At 73.4% G+C, this 20,023-nt stretch carries 15 protein-coding genes; 6 read left to right on the top strand and 9 right to left on the bottom strand.

Annotated elements, in window-relative coordinates; translation table 11 throughout:
- Positions 1 to 10: 10 nt before the first annotated feature.
- Positions 11 to 2,236: an acetate--CoA ligase family protein gene (locus ACX9I7_RS11355; RefSeq protein ID WP_459387221.1), complete on the bottom strand. Its 2,226-nt coding sequence runs from the start codon at positions 2,234 to 2,236 to the stop codon at positions 11 to 13.
- A gap of 123 nt (positions 2,237 to 2,359) precedes the next feature.
- Between ACX9I7_RS11355 and ACX9I7_RS11350 the strand changes: the two genes are divergently transcribed.
- On the top strand, positions 2,360 to 2,809 hold the full coding sequence (locus tag ACX9I7_RS11350) for a Zn-ribbon domain-containing OB-fold protein (protein WP_459387220.1): 450 nt from the start codon (positions 2,360 to 2,362) through the stop codon (positions 2,807 to 2,809).
- A 17-nt stretch (positions 2,810 to 2,826) separates the two neighbouring features.
- Here the strand turns inward: ACX9I7_RS11350 and ACX9I7_RS11345 are convergent, their stop codons facing one another.
- Positions 2,827 to 3,999 (bottom strand): thiolase C-terminal domain-containing protein, encoded by a 1,173-nt coding sequence (locus ACX9I7_RS11345; protein ID WP_459387219.1) that lies wholly within the window; start codon positions 3,997 to 3,999, stop codon positions 2,827 to 2,829.
- Positions 4,000 to 4,097: 98 nt separating this feature from the next.
- Between ACX9I7_RS11345 and ACX9I7_RS11340 the strand changes: the two genes are divergently transcribed.
- Both ACX9I7_RS11340 and ACX9I7_RS11335 read left to right on the top strand, forming a co-directional pair.
- Positions 4,098 to 5,381: an acyl-CoA dehydrogenase family protein gene (locus ACX9I7_RS11340; RefSeq protein ID WP_459387218.1), complete on the top strand. Its 1,284-nt coding sequence runs from the start codon at positions 4,098 to 4,100 to the stop codon at positions 5,379 to 5,381.
- On the top strand, positions 5,381 to 5,866 hold the full coding sequence (locus ACX9I7_RS11335; protein ID WP_459387217.1) for a nitroreductase/quinone reductase family protein: 486 nt from the start codon (positions 5,381 to 5,383) through the stop codon (positions 5,864 to 5,866). The genes ACX9I7_RS11340 and ACX9I7_RS11335 overlap by 1 nt, the downstream gene beginning before the upstream one ends.
- A 217-nt stretch (positions 5,867 to 6,083) precedes the next feature.
- Here ACX9I7_RS11335 and ACX9I7_RS11330 read toward each other — a convergent pair whose 3' ends face one another.
- The gene (locus tag ACX9I7_RS11330; protein ID WP_126914621.1) at positions 6,084 to 6,731 is read right to left on the bottom strand and encodes a TetR family transcriptional regulator; all 648 of its coding nucleotides are present in this window, start codon (positions 6,729 to 6,731) and stop codon (positions 6,084 to 6,086) included.
- A 313-nt stretch (positions 6,732 to 7,044) separates the two neighbouring features.
- On the opposite strand from ACX9I7_RS11330, the gene ACX9I7_RS11325 reads away from it, so the two are divergent.
- Both ACX9I7_RS11325 and ACX9I7_RS11320 read left to right on the top strand, forming a co-directional pair.
- Positions 7,045 to 7,848 carry a VOC family protein gene (locus ACX9I7_RS11325; protein ID WP_387568947.1) on the top strand — a complete coding sequence of 268 codons (804 nt, stop codon included), beginning with the start codon at positions 7,045 to 7,047 and terminating at the stop codon, positions 7,846 to 7,848.
- Between the two features lie 221 nt (positions 7,849 to 8,069).
- Entirely contained in the window at positions 8,070 to 10,604 is a 2,535-nt protein-coding gene (locus tag ACX9I7_RS11320) for an outer membrane protein assembly factor BamB family protein (RefSeq protein ID WP_459387216.1), read from the top strand.
- Positions 10,605 to 10,728: 124 nt separating this feature from the next.
- Here ACX9I7_RS11320 and ACX9I7_RS11315 read toward each other — a convergent pair whose 3' ends face one another.
- The 3 genes from ACX9I7_RS11315 to ACX9I7_RS11305 are packed head-to-tail and all read right to left on the bottom strand — an operon-like array spanning position 10,729 to position 13,115.
- Complete coding sequence (locus tag ACX9I7_RS11315; RefSeq protein ID WP_459387215.1) at positions 10,729 to 11,496, bottom strand: enoyl-CoA hydratase/isomerase family protein; 768 nt, start codon at positions 11,494 to 11,496, stop codon at positions 10,729 to 10,731.
- On the bottom strand, positions 11,493 to 11,957 hold the full coding sequence (locus tag ACX9I7_RS11310) for a Zn-ribbon domain-containing OB-fold protein (RefSeq protein WP_459387214.1): 465 nt from the start codon (positions 11,955 to 11,957) through the stop codon (positions 11,493 to 11,495). Before ACX9I7_RS11310 ends, ACX9I7_RS11315 begins: the two co-directional genes overlap by 4 nt.
- 6 nt (positions 11,958 to 11,963) lie before the next feature.
- Positions 11,964 to 13,115: a lipid-transfer protein gene (locus ACX9I7_RS11305; RefSeq protein ID WP_459387213.1), complete on the bottom strand. Its 1,152-nt coding sequence runs from the start codon at positions 13,113 to 13,115 to the stop codon at positions 11,964 to 11,966.
- Between the two features lie 126 nt (positions 13,116 to 13,241).
- Between ACX9I7_RS11305 and ACX9I7_RS11300 the strand changes: the two genes are divergently transcribed.
- Positions 13,242 to 15,086, top strand: a complete 1,845-nt coding sequence (locus ACX9I7_RS11300; RefSeq protein ID WP_459387212.1) for an AMP-binding protein — start codon at positions 13,242 to 13,244, stop codon at positions 15,084 to 15,086.
- A 201-nt stretch (positions 15,087 to 15,287) separates the two neighbouring features.
- Here the strand turns inward: ACX9I7_RS11300 and ACX9I7_RS11295 are convergent, their stop codons facing one another.
- The 3 genes from ACX9I7_RS11295 to ACX9I7_RS11285 all read right to left on the bottom strand — a co-directional run bounded on the left by ACX9I7_RS11295 (position 15,288) and on the right by ACX9I7_RS11285 (position 19,886).
- On the bottom strand, positions 15,288 to 15,749 hold the full coding sequence (locus ACX9I7_RS11295) for a hypothetical protein (protein ID WP_459387211.1): 462 nt from the start codon (positions 15,747 to 15,749) through the stop codon (positions 15,288 to 15,290).
- Between the two features lie 551 nt (positions 15,750 to 16,300).
- On the bottom strand, positions 16,301 to 16,564 hold the full coding sequence (locus tag ACX9I7_RS11290) for a hypothetical protein (protein WP_358625870.1): 264 nt from the start codon (positions 16,562 to 16,564) through the stop codon (positions 16,301 to 16,303).
- A gap of 391 nt (positions 16,565 to 16,955) precedes the next feature.
- The gene (locus tag ACX9I7_RS11285; RefSeq protein ID WP_387568929.1) at positions 16,956 to 19,886 is read right to left on the bottom strand and encodes an AfsR/SARP family transcriptional regulator; all 2,931 of its coding nucleotides are present in this window, start codon (positions 19,884 to 19,886) and stop codon (positions 16,956 to 16,958) included.
- Positions 19,887 to 20,023 lie beyond the last annotated feature (137 nt).

Here is a 20,023-nt window from a genome sequence, read left to right as displayed (position 1 = left end):
GCCCGATGCCTCAACGGCAGACGGTCAGCGCGTCGAGGGCCACGGCGCCCTGGCCGCGCTCCAGCACCACGAGCGGGTTGACGTCCAGCCCGGCGAGGCCGTCGCCCAGCTCCAGGGCCATGCGCTGGACGCGCAGGACGGTCTCGACGAGGGCGTCCACATCGGCCGGGGGAGCCCCCCGGACGCCGTCCAGCAGGGCCCGCCCGCGCAGTTCGCCGAGCATGGCCCGCGCGTGGTCCTCGCCGAACGGCGGCACGCGTACGGCCGTGTCGTCCAGGACCTCCACCAGGACGCCGCCCAGGCCCACCGTCACGGTGGGGCCGAAGAGGGGGTCGCGGGTGATGCCGACGGTCATCTCGACTCCCTGGCCGACGAGCTGGCAGACGAGCACCCCGTCCAGCGGCAGTCCCTCGTAGCGGGCGATCTCGGTCAGCTCCCGGTAGGTGTCGCGGACCTGGCTGGCCGAGGTCAGCCCGATCCGCACCAGGCCGAGCTCCGACTTGTGGCCGAGTCGCGGCCCCGAGGCCTTCATGACCACGGGATAGCCGATCTGGCCGGCCGCCCGGACGGCCGCGGCGGCGCTGGTCACCAGCTGTTCCCGGGGTACGCGTATGCCGTACGCGCGCAGGAGCTGTTTCGCCGCGTGCTCGCTCAGCTGCTCGCCCGGGCGCAGCAGCGCCCGCGCCTTGCGGGCGGACGGGGACAGGGTGCGCGGGGCGTCGTCGAAGGGGGAGCGGTAGCCGTCGGTGAAGCGGTGGTGGTCGAGGTAGGCGCGGACGGCGGTGACGCAGTTGGCGAACGTGCGGAAGGTGGCCACGCGCGAGGAGCCGAGGAGGGTGGTGCGATAGGCGTCCTCGGTGCCGACGGGCGAGCCCCACACCACGCACACGAGTTTGTCGGTCTTCTCCGCCGCGTCCGCGAGGTCCCGTGCGAGCCGGTCGCTCAGGGGCGGGAAGGGGCCGGTGATCGGGCAGACGAGGACGCCGACGGACGGGTCGGCGAGGATCGCGTCGATGATCTTCCGGCCGCGCCAGTCACCGACGGGATGGCCGCCGTTGTCGACGGGGTTGGCCACGCTCAGATAGTCGGGGATCCACTGGTGGAGTTCGTTCTGCTTCGCGGTGGACAGGAGGGGGAGGTCGAGGCCGGCCGCGGAGGCGAGGTCGGCGAAGTGGGCTCCCGTGCCACCGGAGATCGAATACACGGCGACGCCCTGGGCGCGCGGCGGGCGGGCACGGGCGAGGAGGGCCGCGGTGTCCTGGAGCTCGTCCAGGCCGTTCACGCGGATCACGCCGTACTGCCGCATGGCCGCGTCCACCACGTCGTCCGCACCGGTGAGCTTGCCGGTGTGGGTGGCGGCGGTGCGGGCGCCCGTCTCCGTCCGGCCGACCTTGACCATGACCACGGGCACCTTGTGGCGGGCGGCCCGGTCGGCGGCGAGCAGGAACGCGCGGCCGTCCTTGAGCCCTTCCACATAGGCGGCGATGGCGCCGACCTCGGGCCGGGTGGCGAAGTAGGAGAGGAAGTCGGCGCACTCCAGGTCCGCCTCGTTGCCGGTCGGCGCCCAATGGGAGAGCCGGATGCCCAGCTCCTGGAGGGCGAAGACGGGCCGGCCCTGGTGGCCTGACTGGGTGATCAGGGCGATGGCGGGGCCGTCGAGGTCGTCGCGGAAGCGCTCGAAGGCGTTCAGGTTGGTGTTCGGGCCGAGCAGCCGGGTGCCGGAGCCTTGGAGCGCGGCGGTGAGCCGGGCCTGGGCGGTGGCACCCTCGGTGCCCGTCTCGGCGAAGCCGGAGGCGAAGACGACGGCGAAGCGGGCCCGGGTCTCCTTGAGTTCCTCGAGCACGGGGGCCGGGTCGCCGACGAGCAGGACGGCGAGGTCGACCCGCTCGGGGAGATCGCGGACGGAGGCGTGGCAGGGGAGGCCGAACACGGTCGTACGGGTGGGGTGCACGGGGTGGACGCGGGCGCCGACGCGCTCGGCCCAGCCGATGAGTTGGCGGGTGATGGCGGTGTTGGGCCTGCCCTCGGTCTCGGAGGCGCCGATGACGGCCATGGTCCGGGGGCGGAAGAGCCGGTCGAGGTCGGGGACGTCCGAGGAGAGGGGGCGTCCGCTGACGTCGGTGTCCTCGGCGGTGGTGGTCGTGCCATGGACAGCAGGGCCGGGGTGGCGGCCGCAGGCCGTCACCCGGGCGGGACGGGAGGTGGTGGTGAGTGTGCCGTGAGTAGATCCGAGCATCGTTCTCGCCCACTCCTGCTCAATGGCCGATAAGCTGACGGTAAGTCAGATTACTGAGCTGATGGTCCATCAGGAACAGGGTGTGCGCCGGAACGATCGGAACATGGAGGGAAGGAGCCCCCCTTGACGCGACCGGCGAGGGCGGATGTGCCGGAGATCGATGACTTCACGCGCCCCTACTGGGACGCCGCGGCAGAGGGGCGGCTGTTGATACGCCGCTGCCGCGCCGCCGGGTGCGGGCGGGCGCACCACTACCCACGGGAGTTCTGCCCGTACTGCTGGAGCGCGAACGTGGGCTGGGAGGAGGCGGGCGGGGGCGCGACGCTCTACACCTGGTCCGTCGTCCACCGGAACGACCTGCCGCCCTTCGGCTCGCGCCTGCCGTACACGGCCGCCGTGGTCGACCTGGACGAGGGGCCGCGCATGACGACCGAGGTGGTCGACTGCCCCGAGGGGGAGCTGAGGATCGGCATGCGGCTGCGGGTGGCCCACCGGCGTCTGCCCGACGCCGGGGTGGTGGTGCCGGTCTTCCGCCCGGAGGGGGTAGCCGGGGCGGAGGGGGTGGGCGGGTAGTCCGTCGGCCGGGTGCGTCATTCGCGGGCGAGGACGACCGTCCCCGACGAGCAGAACCAGCCTCCCGTCCCCGAGGCGACGGCGAGCCGGGGAGGACGGCCATGGGCCCTGCGCACCTGGCGGCCCTCCTCCGCCTCGCCGCGCAACTGCCGTACGGCCTCGACCAGGAGGAACAGGCCGCGCATGCCCGGGTGGCAGGCGGAGAGGCCGCCGCCGTCCGTGTTGACGGGCAGCTCGCCGCCGATGGTCAGCCTGCCCTTGGCCGCGAACGCGCCGCCCTCGCCCTTGGCGCAGAAACCCAGGTCCTCCAGCGTCACGAGGGTCATATAGGTGAAGGCGTCGTAGAGCTCCGCCACCTCGATCTCCTGGGGTGTCACGCCCGCGCGTGCGAAGGCCGTCCGGCCGGAGAGCGCGGCCGGAGTGACGGTGAAGTCCTCCCAGGCGGACATCGTCGCGTGCGAGACGGCGGTTCCTGTGCCCAGCACCCACACCGGAGGCTTCGCTGTGTCCGGCACATACTCCTCGGCGGCCAACAGGACGGCGCACCCTCCGTCGGAGCGTACGCAGCAGTGCAGCGTGGTGAAGGGATCGGCGACCATCGGGCCGCCGAGGACGTCGTCGACCGCGAGGGGGGAGCGGTACAGGGCGTACGGGTTGTGAAAGGCGTTGGCGCGGGTTTGAACGGCGATGTCAGCCAACTGTTCCAGCGTGGTGCCGTACTCGTACATATGGCGGCGCGCCGCCATCGCGTACTTGGCGATGAGGGTATGCCCGTATGGTGCCTCGAACTGGGCCGGGCCGCGCGTGCCGAAGGGCAGGGCAGCGGTGCGCCGGCCGGCCTTGATGTCGGCGCGGGCGGTGGAGCCGTAGACGAGGAGCACGACCTCGGCGTGCCCCTGGGCGATGGCGTCGGCGGCGTGTGCGGCCATGACCTCCCAGGTCGCCCCGCCGACCGAGGTCGAGTCCACCCAGGAGGGCCGCAGCCCCAGGTATTCCGCGACCTCCGCGGGCGCGAGCGTGCCGAGTCCGGCGGAGGCGAAGCCGTCGATCAGCGATCTGTCGAGTTCGGAGTCGGCGAGGGCGCGGCGTGCGGCCTGGGCGTGCAATGCGTAGGGCGTGACCGCGTCGAGACGACCGCAGTCCGAGAGGGCGACGCCGACGACAGCGACCTTGCGCGTGCCTGGGGCCATGAATCTGACGGTACATCAGATAGAGCTCCGCGCGGTCTGGGAAAGCGTGGCGGCTCTCTTTAATATGACGCCTCGTCAGCCAGGAGGTGGCTCTGCCGATGGACGCCGCGTTCAGTGACGAACAGGAAGAGATCCGCCGCACGTTGCGCGAGGTGCTGGCCAAGCACGCGGGCATGGCCGAGGTCAGGGCGGCGGTGCTGACCCCGGCCGGTCATGACACGGACCTGTGGCGGCGGCTCGCCGAGCGGCCGGGGCTGCCCGGCCTGGCCGTCGAGCGGCGGTACGGAGGGGCCGGTTGCGGCCTGCTGGAGCTGGCCCTGGCCTGCGAGGAGACCGGGCGGGTGCTCCTGCCCTCGCCCCTGCTGGCCACGTCCGCCGTGACCGTTCCTCTGATCGCCGCCCTGGGCACGCGCGAGCAGCGGGACGACCTGCTGCCGCGCCTGGCGTCCGGCGAGCTGACCGGGACGCTCGTCGTCCCCCGCGGCACGCTGCCGGCCGCGCTCGGGCTGACCGGGCCGGGCCCCGTCGACCGCTCGCGGGAGGGCGGTCGGTCGCGTAACGGCGATGGGCCCGGGGAGGGCGACCGGTCGTGGGACGGCGACTGGGCGGGCGGTGGCCGGGCGGGCGGGGTGCAGGCCCGGCGTTCCGGTGACGGCTGGCGGCTCTACGGGGAGGCGCCCCAGGTGCTCGACGGGCACAGCGCGGGACTGCTGCTGGTCGCCGCGCGCACGGGAGGCTACGCCGACGCCCGCACCCTGCTGTTCGTCGTACGGCCCGCGACGGCCTCCGGGGTGACGCGGACCAGGCTGACCTCGCTGGACGAGACGCGCCCCCAGGCCCGTGTCGAGCTCCGGGACACCGAGGCGGAGCCGCTCGGGCCGCCCGGTTCCCGTGTGCGGGAGGAGCCGGCCGAGGTGGGCGCCGGTGTGGCGGCCGTCCTCGCGGCCGAGGCGGTGGGGGCGGCGGACCGGGCGCTGGAGCGAACGGTCGGGCACGCGCGCGTGCGTGAACAGTTCGGCAGGCCGATCGGCTCCTTCCAGGCGGTCAAGCACCGGCTGGCGGACCTGTACGTCGCCGTGGAGGCCGCCCGTTCCGCGGCCTACTACGCGGCGTGGTCCGGGCGGCCCGCCGCGGCGGGTCTCGCGCTCGCGCAGGCACTGGAGACCGCCCGGAGGGTCTCCGGTGAGGCCGTGCAGCTGCACGGCGGCATCGGGGTGACCTGGGAGCACGAGGCACAGCTGTACTTCAAACGAGCGGCTTCGGACGAGCTTCTGTTCGGCCCGGTGGACCGGCTGCGGGCCCGGGCGGCCGAGACGGCCGGGCTGTTCGACACGACAGGGCCGTTTGGTGTTCCGGGAGAGAGGGAAGCGGTGGTGTTGTGATGGCGACGGTCGAACGCCTCGTACAGAGAATCTCCTCGACCCGGTCGTTCGCGCGGTTCGCTCCGCATGTCGTTCCGTCGCTCGACCGCGCGGTGCACCGGTTGACGGGCGGCAAGGTGCTGCTGAGCACTCGCCTGCTGCCGAGCTGTCTGCTGATCTCCACGGGCGCGAAGAGCGGCTTGTCCCGCAGGACACCGCTCGCGTGCATGCCCCTGAAGGACGAGGACGGAACGGTCGGGGCCTGGATCCTCGTCGGCAGCAATTTCGGCCGCCCCGGGCATCCCGCCTGGTCGGTCAACCTGCTGAAGCACCCGGACGTCGTGATCAGCTGGAAGGGCCAGGAGATCCCGGTGCGCGCGCGGCTGCTGAAGGGCGCGGAGCGGGGGGCCATGTGGTCGGCGGTGGTGAGGTTCTGGCCGCCGTACGCCCGTTACCAGGCGCGCGTGGAGCGGGAGATCCGGCTCTTCCGGCTGGAACGGCGGTAGCGGCGGCAGCGACGCCGGGATCCTTCGCGGGAATGCGGCACGGCTGGGGCCGCCCGGGCTCGACGGCCCGGGCGGCCCCAGCCGCCACGATGACAGGACATGCGAAGGGCGGGCGTCCCTGACGCGCCGGCACGTTCGAAGTGCCCGCACGCTGCGGGAACGCGGCGAGCAGCGCGGCACGCGGACGGGCCGGGTGGCCGCGGCGGGCGCGCGGTCGCTACTTGGTCGGCTTCTTGCCGGTGATGCCCAGGTGGACGATGAGGGCGAGGTTCGGCTTGAGCTCGGCCTGCTTGACTCCCCAGCTCTGGAAGCCCTTCTGGTGGGAGGCCACCGCGGCGAGCATGGCGACGAGTGAGCCCGCGACGGCCGCCGGGTTGAGGTCCTTGTCCACCTTCCCCTTGGACTGGAGCTCCTTGACGGAGTCCGTCAGGGAGTTGGTGACGGCGTTGAGGATCTTCATGCGGATCTTGTAGAACCGCTTGTCGCCCTCGGCCGCGCCCAGGTCCACGACACGCAGGATCGCGTCGTGTTTGCGCCAGAAGCCGAGGAAGCCGTCGACCAGTTCTTCGGCCGCCTGCCAGCCGGACTTGCCGACCCAGGAACGGCCCGCGACGAGATCGGTGAGCGTCGCGCCTTCCTTCGCCATTTCCTCGGCGATTTCGAGGACGGCGCCCTCGACGTCGGGGAAGTACTGGTAGAAGGTCGCCGGAGAAGTGCCGGCCCGGCGGGCGACATCGATGACCTTGACATCGCGGTAGGGCGAGGAGCTGAGCATTTCGCTGAGGCAGTCGAGCAGCTTCTGCCGCGTCGCCTGACCGCGTCGACCGGCCACGCGGCCGTCGACGGTGCGTACTTGTCCTGTCATGCCGTCAGCTTACCGAGGGGTGATCGGAGCGCGATTCGGCCGCATGCAAATGGGGGCAGGGGTGCGCGAAGGTATGTAATCGCAGGTCAGACGGGGTTGGAAGGGGGGACGGGAGAGTCGGACCGGATTGGCCCGTACCGGTGAATTGTCCTATCAACAAGCCGTGGACGGAGAAGCCGACGGCTCCGATTTCCGGTTATCCACAGGCCGAGCGAGATCGGCGATCTGCCTCTACCGTGGCTGCCAGAACACTCCGCGTAGCAGACGCCCCGCCCGCACGCGCGGAACCCGACCGCGCGGAAGGAGCCGCACCATGAGCGCAGCCACGGAAGCATTCCGCGAAGGCGCGCCGTGCTGGGCGGACGCCATGCTCGCAGATGTGGAAGCCGGCAAGCGCTTCTACGGCGGACTTCTCGGCTGGACATTCGAGGACAGCGGGGGCGAGTACGGGCACTACACCCACGCATTCCACGACGGGAAGAACGTCGCCGCGCTGGCGCCCAAGCCGGACGGCCGGTTCCCGACGGCCTGGTCGATCTATTTCGCCTCCCATGACGCGCTGGTCACCGCGGACCGGATCAGGGCGGCCGGCGGTCAGATCTTCATGGGCCCGATGCCCGTCGGCCCGTTCGGCACGATGCTGATGGCCGCCGATCCCGGCGGGGCCACCTTCGGCGTCTGGGAGGCAGGCAGCCACCGGGGCTTCGAGAAGCGCGGTGAGCCGGGCTCGTACGGCTGGGCCGAGGTGTACACGTGGGACGCCCCGGCGGTCGACCCCTTCTACGAGGCGGTCTTCGGTTTCACCACGCACGACGTGAGCGAGGAGGCGGGCATCGACTTCGCCGTCTGGACGCCCGCCGGAACCCCGGGCACCCCGGAGAACGCGGTCGCGGGCAGAGCCGTCATGGACGAGCGGTTCCCCCGGGAGATGCCCGCGCACTTCCTCGCCTACTTCGTCGTCGAGGACTGCGACGCGGTGGTGCGCGAGGCGCTCCGGCTGCACGGGCGGGTGCGCAGGGAGCCGCAGGACACGCCGTACGGACGGTTCGCCGTTCTCGCCGACGACCAGGGTGCCGACTTCGCCGTGATCGATGTCGCGCACCCGGGGCCGGGATAGCCGACGGGCCCGGGAGTGCTGCGGAGCAGCAGGTGAGAGGGGTCGTTCCGCATGGCGGGGGATATGGCCCCATATGGCGGAGACACGGCGAAGCGCGCCCCGGGTTCGCAACCGAGGGCTTCGCCAGGAAGAATCTGGGGTGCGTACCCCGGGATAATTTCGCGGAGAGACGCTGCACGGGGCTGGAACCCTTCAAGCCCCCACGGGGAGGTGGCAGGTCAGTGGTGGAGCAGCTTACGCAGCACGACCCGAGACGGATCGGCCCGTTCGAGGTGCTCGGCCGACTCGGTGCCGGCGGCATGGGGCTGGTCTATCTCGCCCGCTCGGCGTCCGGCCGACGGGTGGCGATCAAGACGGTGCGCACGGAGCTCGCGGAGGACCAGCTCTTCCGCGTCCGCTTCACCCGTGAGGTGGAAGCGGCCCGTGCGGTCAGCGGCTTCTACACCGCCGCCGTCGTCGACGCCGACCCCAGGGCGGCCGTACCCTGGCTGGCCACCGCCTATGTGCCCGCCCCCTCGCTCGAGGAGATCATCACCGAGTGCGGGCCGCTGCCGGCCCAGGCGGTGCGCTGGCTGGCCGCGGGCGTCGCGGAGGCGCTCCAGTCCATCCACGGCGCCGGGCTCGTCCACCGGGACCTCAAGCCGTCGAACGTGCTCGTGGTGGAGGACGGGCCGAGGGTCATCGACTTCGGCATCGCCTCGGGCGTCTCCAACACCCGGCTGACCATGACCAACGTCGCCGTCGGCACGCCCGCCTACATGTCGCCCGAGCAGGCGCGCGACTCCCGGAGCGTCACCGGGGCCAGCGACATCTTCTCCCTCGGCTCCACCCTGGTCTTCGCGGCGACCGGGCACGCCCCCTTCCACGGCGTCAACCCGGTCGAGACCGTGTTCATGCTGCTCAGGGAGGGGCCCGACCTGAGCGGGCTGCCGGACGAGCTCCGGCCCCTGATCGACTCCTGCATGCAGATGGCCGCCGAGAACCGGCCGAGCCCCGCCGACCTCCAGTCGCAGCTCGCCCCCCATCTGTTCGCCTCCGGCGGGGGCGACGACAGCGGCACGGCGTCGGCCTGGCTGCCCGACAACGCCGTCACCCTGATCGAGCAGCGCCGCGCGGGGCACCGCCCCACCGCGAAGGGCACCGGCGCGGCCGGCCGTGCCCGTCAGGCCGTCCCGCCCCGGCCCGCCGAGCCTCCGGCGCCGGACCCCGTGGCCGCCTACGAGCCGCACGGCGGCCCTGGTGGCCACAGTGGCCCCGGCGGCCACAGCGGACCCGGCTGGAGTGACGGGCGCGCGGGTACCGGCACGCCCGACCCGCGCGGCGGGCTGAGCGGACCGCACAGCGTCAGGGCGGTGGCCGGTGCCGGAGCTGTCGCGCACGGCCGCCACGCCGGCGCGCCGTCCGCTTCCGAGGGGGCCATCCGGCTGGCCGGGTCGCAGGTGCCGATCGGCCCGGGCCCGAGGGTCGCCGACGCCCGGGACCCGCACGCGGGCACCGGCGCGGGCGCCACCACGGGGTGGGTCCGCCCCCCGGCCGGCGCGTCGGCCGCGGCCGTCCCCAGCCAGCCTCCAGTGGCCGCCCCCGCAGCCCCCGCCGCCGACGGCGGGGCCACCGCGCAGACGGATCAGGGCCGCTGGCGGCCGTGGCGGTTCCGGATGTCCAACGACGTCTGGGGCACCCCCGTCGTCTCCGGCGACCTGCTGTACGTCACGTCGTTCGAGGTCCACGCGCTCGATGTGGCCAGCGGGCGGCGGCAGTTCAAGACGCGGGACGTGGCCTGGGCGATGGCCGTCGCCGATGGCCGCATACACGCCTCCGACGGTCCCACGCTGTACGCGCTCGACGCCTCCGACGGCACCGAGCGGTGGCGGCTGTCCACGGACGGCTGGGTCTACTCCCTCAAGGCCGACCGGGGCACGATCGTCACCGGCACGCGCGGCGGGGGAGTCCAGGCGTGGGAGGCCGCCAACGGCGAGCTCCTGTGGGAGATGAACGGCGCCCAGGCCGACTTCGAGACCCCCGACTGCGGGCCGTTCGTCCACGACGGCACGGTGTACGTCTGGTCCGACGCGCGGCTGCGCGCGCTCGAGGCCCGTACGGGCGCGGAGCGCTGGTCGTACCCGGTGGGTGACGCGGCCTCGTGCGGCGGTGTGCCCGTACGGCTGCTGCCCGCGCCGGACGGCGTCGTCTATGTCGCGGCCGGCACGCGCGTGCTCGCCATCGACGTGGCCCGGGGGGACGTGCGCTGGCGCTTCGAGGCGCCCGCGGTCTTCCTGAGCCCGCCCGCCTTCGCCCCCGGCCCCGCCGTGACCGGCGGGGGCGTCTACATCGCCGACTACCTGGGCACCGTCTACGCCCTGGACGCGGCCACCGGCCGCGACCGCTGGCGCATCGCCACAGAGGCCCGGCAGACCACGGAGCCGGTGCTGGTCTCCGCGGGGTCGGTCCACCTGGGCAGCGGTGGCGCGCTCTACACGCTGGACGCGGTCACGGGCACGCCGAAATGGCGCTTCGCGGCGGGCGGCGACATCATTGGCACGCCCGTCGTCGCCGACGGGCGGGTGCACTTCGGATCCGCCGACCACTGTCTGTACACGGTGGACGCGGCGGGCGGTCAGCTGCGCTGGAAGCTCGCCACGGGCGGGGAGATCACGGGGTCGCCGGTGGCGGCGGGCGGGGTCGTCTACGCGTGCAGCAAGGACCGGTGCGTTTACGCGTTGGACGCGGGGAAGGGGACGGGGCACGTTCGGCGCTGACGCGCCGTTGTGCCCCCCGAGGGGGCGCCGTGTTCGGGTGCGGGCCGGTGGTCCCGGTTGCGCCCACCCTCCCCCAGCTACCGCTGGGAGGTGCCCCCAGCCCTGCGGGACGATTGCCCGCAACCTACCTGAGCCGGTAGGTCCGAGTGCGGCCGGTGAAGAGCTTGCTCTGCTCGCGGGCTGAGGCGTTTCCCAGCGCTATCAGGTGCTGGGCCAGCGACTCCGTATGGGATCTCGTCGGCTCCCTCGTCGACCACAAGGCGCGGACCGTGCCCTGGACCGGGTCGGGTGGGTAGGAGGCGATGACCGCCGCCGCCCGCAGGGCCGCCGCCGTGGCCTCTCCGGGCGGGGTCAGCTCCGAGACCAGGCCGATCTCATGGGCGCGGCGCGCCGAGAGGCGTTCGGCCGTGCCCATCAGCGCCGTCCGCGCCGCCTCGCCGAAAGGCATGAGCTGCGCCATGTACGCGGCCTCGTAGGCACTGACCATCCCGTACGACGTGTGCGGGTCGAAGAACGTCGCGTTCTCGGCGGCGATGATGAACTCCGCCTCCCCCAGCAGGTAGAAGGCGCCCCCGCACGCCATGCCGCCCACCGCCGCGATGACGGGCTTCCACAGGTCGGCGGCCTTGGGGCCGACGGTGCGCAGCGGGTCGTCCAGGGAGTACGGGGAGCCCGGCTGGGGGACGTCGGCGGAGCGGTCGATGCCCGTGCAGAAGGCCCGGTCGCCGGCGCCGGTCAGCACGATGGCGCGGACGTCGTCGTCGTGGCGGAACTCCGCCCAGAGGCCCTTGAGGCGCGTGGCCGTGGCGAGGTCGATGGCGTTGTGCCGCTCGGGCCGGTCGAGGGTGACGAGCGCTACGCCGTCCGGGCGGCGTTCGGCGCGGACGGTCATGGGCGCTCCAGCAGCCAGCGCGGGACGGTCACCCCGGGCGCGAGTTCGGCGAAGGCCACCCTGACCGGCGCCCCGACGCGCAGCCGGGACGGGTCGACGGAGTCGAGACCGGCGTCCGGCGCGGCGACGAGGTTGCCGACGAGACGGATGCCGGGGGCGTCGGCGAGTTCCACGACGACGACGTTGTACGGGGCCTGGTCGGCGTAGGCGGGCAGCAGCGGCGGGTGGGGCAGGACGTACGACCAGATCCGGCCGCGGCCGGAGACGCGGTGCCATTCGGTGACGAAGGACTGGCAGCGCGGGCAGCAGGGCCGGGGCGGGAAGCGGAGCCGGTGGCAGTCCGCGCAGGCCTGGACGCGCAGCTCGCCGCGGGCGGCGAACTCCCAGAAGGGGCGCCCGTCCTCGTCCTGGACGGGCAGCAGGAGGCCGTTGTCAGTGGTGCCCTGCATGATGGAGGACATGAGCACTCAACTCCTCAGCAGAAGTGCCGAAGTGGGGACGCCCTCGCCTGCCGTGACCAGGCATGTCGCCGCGCCCGGCACCTGTGCCGTGGAGGTGCCGCGGAGTTGTCTGACCCCTTCGTTGATGAGGTTGAAGCCATGGACGTAGGCCTCGCTGAGACCGCCGCCGCCGGTGTTGAGGGGGAGCCGGCCGCCGAGTTCGAGCGCGCCGCCCTCCGAGAAGGCCGCGCCCTCTCCGCGTCCGCAGAAGCCATAGCCCTCCAGGGACAGGGGGATCAGCGGGGTGAACGCGTCGTAGATCTGGGCGACATGGATGTCCTGGGGGCCGAAGTCCGCCGTCTTCCACAGCTGCCGGGCGGCGGTCCAGGACGGGCCGGACAGGGGGTCGTCCGTCCAGTAGTTGACCATGCCGTGGTGCTGGGCGGGCAGCCCCTGGGCGGCGGAGTGCACGTAGACCGGGGTGGCGCGGCAGTCGCGGGCGCGTTCCGCTGCCACGACGACGCAGGCCAACGCGCCGTCCGTCTCCAGGCAGTTGTCGAAGAGGCAGAGGGGATCGCTGACCCAGCGGGAGGTCATATACATCTCGCGCGTCAGCGGCCGTTCGTACATCACGGCGGCGGGGTTCTGGTTGGCGCGGTTGCGGCAGGCCAGGGCGATGTTGAAGAAGTGGTCGCGGGTGGCGCCGTACTCGTGCATATAGCGGCGGGCGAGCATCGCGATCTCGTCCACGGGGCGCAGTAGGCCGTACGGGCGGGTCCACTGCGCCGGGGTGGGGAGCTGCGTCCGGGTGTCCCGCCAGGGGCGGGGGCCGGAGCCGCGCTTGCGGGAGCGCCAGGCGACGCCGACGGTCGCCTGGCCCGTGGCGATCGCGGCGGCGAGGTGGGCGACGGTCGCGCACGAGCCGCCCCCGCCGTAGCCGACGCGGGAGAAGAAGGTGACGTCCCCGGCGCCGATGGCCTTGGCGACCTCGACCTCGTCGGTGGTCTCCATGGTGTACGAGGCGAAGGCGTCGACCTGGGAGGGGGAGAGGCCGGCGTCGTCCAGCGCGGCGAGGACGGCGCGGCACGCCAAGGTTTTCTCGGATTCGGGGAGTTGTCGGGCGAAGGGGGTCTGGCCGATGCCGACGATCGCGGTGGTGTCCTTGAGCGTTGCCGTCATCGCCGCCTCCGTGCTGTCGATGCTGACAGCGCGGAAGGCTATCGCTAATCTGACGAAGCGTCAGCCTGCTGGTGGCGCGCCGGGGTGGTCGGCGCGAAACCGGGGGCGGCAGGGGGAGGGCGTGCGATGCGTGGTGACCTGGAATTCGTCTCGATACCCCGGCTGGTCCGGATGGCCGCCGAGCGGTACGCCGCCCGTGAGGCCGTCGTCGAGGGCCGCACCCGGATCACCTACCGGCAGCTCGGCGAGCGGGTCGGGCGGGCCACGGCCGCGTGCGTGGCCGCCGGGGTGGAGACGGGTGACCGGGTCGCGATCTGGGCGCCGAACAGTCTGGACTGGATCGTCGCCGCCCTCGGAGCGGTCGGCGCCGGCGCGGTGCTGGTGCCGGTCAACACCCGTTTCAAGGGCGCCGAGACGGTACAGGTGCTGGAGCGCACCCGGGCCCGGCTGCTCTTCGTCACGGGCACCTTCCTTGGCACGTCCTATGTGGCGGCGCTGCGCGGTGCCGCGCGTGGTGAGCGGCACGGGACGGACGGGACCACGCCCGGTCCCGGTCCCGGCCCTGGTCCCGGTCCCGGCCCTCGTCCCCGGACCGGTGGCGTGGCAGCGGCGTGGGCCGCCACAGCCGGGCGCGCCGCCGCCACCGGCGAGTGGCCCGACGCCACCGGTGAGCGGCCTGCCGTCACTGCCGGGCGCGCCGCCGCCACCGCCGGGCTGCCTCACGCCACCGCCGCGCGGCACGCCGCGCCGTGGGTCGTGCGGGGGCCGTTGCCCGGGTTGCCGCTGTTGCGGGACGTCGTCGTCCTGGCCGACGACGCCCCGGCCGACTTCCGGACGTGGAAGGAGTTCCTCGCCGCCGGGGACGGTGTGCCCGCCCGGACGGTACGGGCCCGGGCCGACGCCATACCCTCCGCGGCGCCCTCGGACATCCTCTTCACCTCGGGCACCACGGGCGAGCCCAAAGGGGCCGTCATCACCCACGGGCAGACGCTGCGCACGTTCGCCGTCTGGAGCGAGCTGGCCGGGCTGCGGGAAGGAGACCGCTATCTGATCGTCAACCCGTTCTTCCACACCTTCGGCTACAAGGCGGGTGTCATCGCCTGTCTGATGCGGGGCGCCACGATGGTGCCGCAGCCCGTCTTCGCGGCGGAGACCGTGCTGGCCCGGATCGCCGCCGAGCGGATCACGGTCCTGCCCGGGCCGCCGACGCTCCACCAGTCGCTCCTGGACCACCCCGACCGGGCGGCGTACGACCTGTCGTCGCTGCGGGTGGTGGTGACGGGCGCGGCCATGGTGCCCCGGCGGCTGATCGACCGGCTCCGCGGCGAGCTGGGCATAGCCACCGTGCTCACCGCCTACGGGATGAGCGAGGCGACCGGCGTCGTCACGATGTGCCGGCGCGGCGACCCCCCGGAGGTCGTCGCGGGCACCTCGGGCCGGGCCATCCCGGGCACCGAGGTCAAGGTGGCCGGGCCCGACGGGCGGGCGCGGGCGGCCGGTGTGCCCGGGGAGATCATGGTCCGCGGCCCCCAGGTGATGTCCGGCTACTTCGAGGACCCGGCCGCCACGGCACGGGCCCTCGACGCCGACGGCTGGCTGCACACCGGCGACGTGGGCGTGCTGGACGCGCGGGGCAATCTGCGGGTCACCGACCGGCTGAAGGACATGTTCGTCGTCGGCGGCTTCAACGCCTACCCGGCGGAGATCGAGCGGGTCCTGGCGCGGCACCCGGGGATAGCCGAGGTCGCGGTGGTCGGTGTGCCGGACGGCCGGCTCGGCGAGGTCGGCAAGGCGTTCGCGGTCCGCCGGGCGGGTGCCGGGGACGCGGTCACGGCGGACGGTCTGATCGCCTGGGCGCGCCGCGAGATGGCGAACTACAAGGTGCCGCGCGAGGTGGAGTTCGTCCGGGAGCTGCCGCGCAACGCCTCCGGGAAGGTGCTCAAGGGGCTGCTGCGGCGCCGGGCGGAATAACGGGAGCGATGCGGCGGGCGCGGCGCGGCCGGGAGTGACGCGGGCGGTGGGCATGGGGCGCGGCGCGGCCCGGGGTGCGGCCGTGGCCGTCCACCGGAGGTCTCCGGCCGCGGTCGGCTGCCGTCGCCCGCCGTCGGCCGCACCCCCTGGCCCGCGCGCCGACTCCGCTCCGGGTGATCCGGGCGGTCCGAGCGCCGGGGCTCAGCGGCGGCTCGGCTCCGGGCCGGAGGCGTGGTCGTCCCCGACCAGGGTTCCGCCCGACGCGTGGTCGTCCAGGATCAGCGGGTTGTCCGAGGCGTGGTCGTCCAGGATCAGGGGGCTGTCCGACGCGTGGTCGTCAAGGAACCGGGGGCTGACCGAGGCGTGGTCGTCCCCGACCACGGAGGCGCTGGAGGCGTGGTCGTCTCCGACCAGAGAGGCGCCGGAGGCGTGGTCGTCGAGGAGCCGGGGAGCGGTCGACGCGTGGTCGTCGTGGACCCGCAGGACGTGCGCCGGCCGGGCGCGCAGCGCGGCGGGGCCGGAGGCGTGGTCGTCGGCGGCCGCCGGTACCGAGCCGAGGACCGCCGCCGCGGCGGCCAGGCCGAGTATCGCGAACGTCTGCTTCCCGCGCTTCCCGTCATTCCCGCGCGCCGTCGGGGTGTTCTTGGTGCGGATGCGGATCATGGTGGCTCCTCTGATCGGGGGTTGCCGTGCGTGGGTCGGTGGTGCTGTGCCGGAGAACGTACCGGCGGGTTGCCGTGAAGTACGGGTGTTCGGGCGGAAAACTCATGGAATCGGGGAATCCCCCGCCGAAGGACGTATCCGCCTCTGGACGCCCGCGCCCGTGGCAGGACGAAAGGCAGGGACCGGGGCCGACGGCTCCCCCTCCGTGCCGTCGGCTCCGGCCCCTGCCTCTCCCACCCGGGTCCCCCCCCGCCGGACTGTCCCCCGTCAAGTGCTCCGCGAGACGGTGTCGTTCCCCCGTGTCCGCCTCGTCGGCGCGTTCGCCGGTTCCCCCGTCGGTCGCCCACGCCCCCCGTGGGTTCCCGCCGCCGGACAGCCCGCCCCCTCGGTTCCCCCGGAGGACCCTGGGCTTCGGGAGCTTCCGGCCGATGTCTGGCGGAAGCTCCCCATGCGCGATGTGCTCAGAGTGTTGCTGTTCGAGGTGGTGCTGTTCGAGGTGGTGCTTCTCGGTACGGCGCTGTTCTCTCAGTACCGCGTGGCTCGGAAAGCCTTCAGAACGGCTTCTCGATCGTGGCGTGGTCGTCCATGGCCATGAACTTCGGCGGGTTCGTGGCGTGGTCGTCCATCGTCACGAACTTCGGCGGGTTGGTCGCGTGGTCGTCCATCGTGACCATCGCCGGAGTGTCCGTCGCGTGGTCGTCCTGCGGCGTGGCCGGCACGCCGGCCAGCTTCTGTGCGGTGAGCGGCGCCCCCGTGGCGTGGTCGTCCTGCGGCGTTGCCGCTATGGGCGAGTTGAGATTGCTGTCGTCGCTCATGATGCTGTCTCCCGTTGGCATTGCGAGTCGTTGGGACGGTCAGGGATCGCAGAACCCGCCCGGCGACTCCCCCGAGGGCCGCCGGACGGGTTGTGAGGGCTGCTCGCCCTGAGGTGAAGGTCTCACCTACGACCCGCCTGCCCCCCGACGCGACGGATCGACATCCCTTAGATTGACGGGTCACGATAAACGATCGATGAACGGGCACGTAAGCGGCCTGGTTCCGCTTGTTTGTGACCTCTGGTAAGGCGGTAAGCCCGCGCGGAACGGCCCCTTCGGATAGGCCGGAATGCCTCACTCCGGCAGCCCGTCACCCGCCGCCACGCAGCCGCTCCACGCCCGTGGATACGCCTTCGAGCCCCCATGGGCTCCCGCACCCCGCTGGGGAAATCTACGCCGCCGCGGCAGGCGTCAGCAGGTCCCGTACGTCGGCGGCCTCCGCGGAGCCCAGCGCCTCGTAGATGGCCAGCGCCTCCGTCCAGCAGGCGTGCGCGCGTCCCTGCTGCCCCAGCGCGTCCAGGGAACGGCCCAGCACGGTGAGGATGTTGCCGCGCCGCCACTCGCCGCCGATGCCCCGCACCTGGACCAGCGCCTGCTCGGCGTAGGACGCCGCCTGGGCGTGCCGGCGGGTGGCGAGGTAGAGCTCGGCCATCCGGAAGAGGGTCATGCCCTCCCACAGCCGCTGCCTGTTGTCGTGGAAGACCGGCAGGGCCTCGGCGAGCCGGCCCAGGGCCTCCTCGTAGCGCCCGGCGCGGGTGAGGGCGATCCCGTACGCGTAGAGGCCGTTGGCGAGCCGCCAGGAGACGTTGAGCTCGTGGTAGAGCTCCAGGGCCTGCTCGGCGAGCCGGACGGCCGACTGCGTGCGGCCGGTCTCCAGGTGGACCCGGGAGAGGTTGCTCAGCGCGCTGGCCTCGCCCGGGCGGTTGCCGTCGGCGCGGAAGGCGCTGAGCGCCTGGCCGATGTGGGCCTCGGCGTCCTCGTAGCGGTGCTCGTAGATGGCGATGATGCCGCGGTTGTTGGAGGCGTAGCAGCAGGGGATGGGGTCCGCGCAGGAGCGCCCCAGCAGCACGGCGTGCCGCGCCTGCTCCTCGGCGTGCCCGAACCGGCCCGCGATGCTGTGGGCGTGCGTCAGCACGGTCCGCGCCCGGCCCTCGGCCCGGATGTCGCCGGCCTCCTGGACGGCGGTCAGCAGGGCGGACGCCGCCTGCTCGTACTGGCGGGAGTCGGCGCCGGACTCGGCGAGGTCCTTCGCGGCCAGCAGCAGGTCGACCGCGCGCCGCAGGGTGTCGCCGGTGGCGCTCGCGTGCTGGCGCACGCAGGCGAGCAGGCAGCCGGCCTCGGCGAACAGCCAGTCGCCGGCGGCCGTGCGGTCGGTGAAGGTCAGGCCCGGGTGGGTGGTCGGCGTCAGGTGGGCGAGCAGCTGGTCGCCGGGGCGCTCCAGGACGTACACCCCGGCGGCCGTCGCCAGGTAGAAGTCCAGCAGGCGGGACATGGCGGCGTCGCGTTCGGCGGGCGGCTGCTCGTCGCGCTCGGCGCAGGCGCGGGCGTAGAGGCGGACGAGGTCGTGGAAGCGGTAGCGGCCCGGCGCGGCGGATTCGAGGAGCGAGGTGTCGACGAGGGACTCCAGCAGCTCCTCGGTGGCGTCGGGGCCCAGGTCGAGGACGGCCGCCGCGGCGGCCAGGGAGATGTCGGGGCCGTCGGCGAGGCCGAGGAGGCGGAAGGCGCGGGCCTGGCCGGGCTCGAGCTGGCCGTAGCCGAGCTCGAAGGTGGCCTTGACGGCGAGGTCGCCGGCGCGCAGCTCGTCCAGGCGGCGGCGTTCGTCGGCGAGTTTGCGGGCGAGGACGGAGACGGTCCAGGTGCGGCGGGCGGCGAGGCGGGAGGCGGCGATGCGGATGGCGAGCGGCAGGAAGCCGCAGGCGGCCACGACGTCCATGGCGGCGTCCCGTTCGGCGCTGACGCGCTCGGAGCCGACGATCCGGGTGAACAGGACGAGCGCTTCCTCGGGGCTCATCACGTCCAGGTCGACGAGGTGGGCGCCGGCGAGGTCGACCATGCGGACGCGGCTGGTGACGAGCGCGGCGCAGCCCTCGTTGCCGGGCAGCAGCGGGCGGACCTGGGCGGCGTCGCGCGCGTTGTCCAGCAGGGTGAGCACGCGGCGCCCGTCGAGCGTGGAGCGGAACAGGGCGGCGCGCTCCTCCATCCCGTCCGGAATAGCGGAATCCGGGATTCCGAGGGCGCGGAGGAAGGAACCCAGCACGGCCTCCGGCTCGGCGACCACGGGCCCCGCGCCCTGGAGGTCGACATAGAGCTGGCCGTCGGGGAAGTGGTGCCGGGCGGCGTGCGCGACGTGCACGGCGAGCGTCGTCTTGCCGACGCCGCCGATGCCCGCGACGGCGGAGACCGCCATCACGCTGCCCTCCGCCGTGCCCAGCTGGTCGCCCAGCTCCTGGACGAAGGAGGCGCGCCCGGTGAAGTCCGGGACGGTCGCGGGCAGCTGCGCGGGCCGGATGAAGGTGGGGCCGAGGCTGGGACGGTCGCCCGCGGGGTGGACGTTGAGCTCGGTGTCGGCGTTGAGGATGCGCTGCTGGAGCTCGGAGAGCTCGGAGCAGGGGTCGACGCCCAGCTCGTCGGCGAGCAGCCGGCGGGTGTCGGCGTAGACGGCGAGGGCCTCGGCCTGGCGGCCGCTGCGGTAGAGGGCGAGCATCAGCAGCTCGCGCAGCCGCTCGCGCAGCGGGTAGGCGGCGGTCAGCGCGGTGAGCTCGGAGACGGCCTCGGCGTGCCCGCCGACCTCCAGGTCCACATCCAGGCGGGTCTCCAGGAGCGTGAGGTGCCACTCCTCCAGCCGGGCGCGCTGGGTGTCGGCGTACGGGCCGGACAGCCCGGCCAGCGGCTCGCCGTCCCACAGGGCCAGGGCCTGGTTCATCAGGTCGCGGGCGCGGAAGCGGTCGCCGCTCGCGCGGGCCTTCTCCGCGTCGGCGGCCAGACGTTCGGCCTCGTCCGCGTCCAGGCCGCCGTCGGTGACCCGTATCGCGTAGCCGCCCGCCTCGCTGACCAGGGCGTCCGCGTCCGGACCGAAGGCCTTCCGCAGCCGGGAGGCGTAGGTGCGCAGGGCCGCCAGGGCGGCGTGCGGGGGCTCCTCGCCCCACAGGGCGTCGACGAGCTCGGGCGCGGTGGCCGTGCGCCCGCCGCGCAGCAGCAGGGCGGCCAGCAGCGCCCGCTGCTGGGGTGAACCGGTGTGCAGCGCCTCGTCGCCGCGCCAGGCGCGGACGGGCCCGAGCACGGTGAAGCGCAGCGCCTGCCCGTGCCCTGTATCCCCGGCCATGGTGACCCCCTGCCTGTCCTGCTCGGTCGCACCGGCCAGTCTGCCTTGTTCAGGGCTGCTACGTCAGCAGGGGTCCGGCCCTCTCTGCACGGTCCGCGAGCGCCCGGGCACGGGCCGGATCCGCCCCGTCCTGACGA

The organism is Streptomyces sp. L500 (assembly GCF_054551825.1).
Note: the sequence above shows the minus strand (reverse complement) of the source record. Positions and strands in the feature narration are given on the sequence as shown.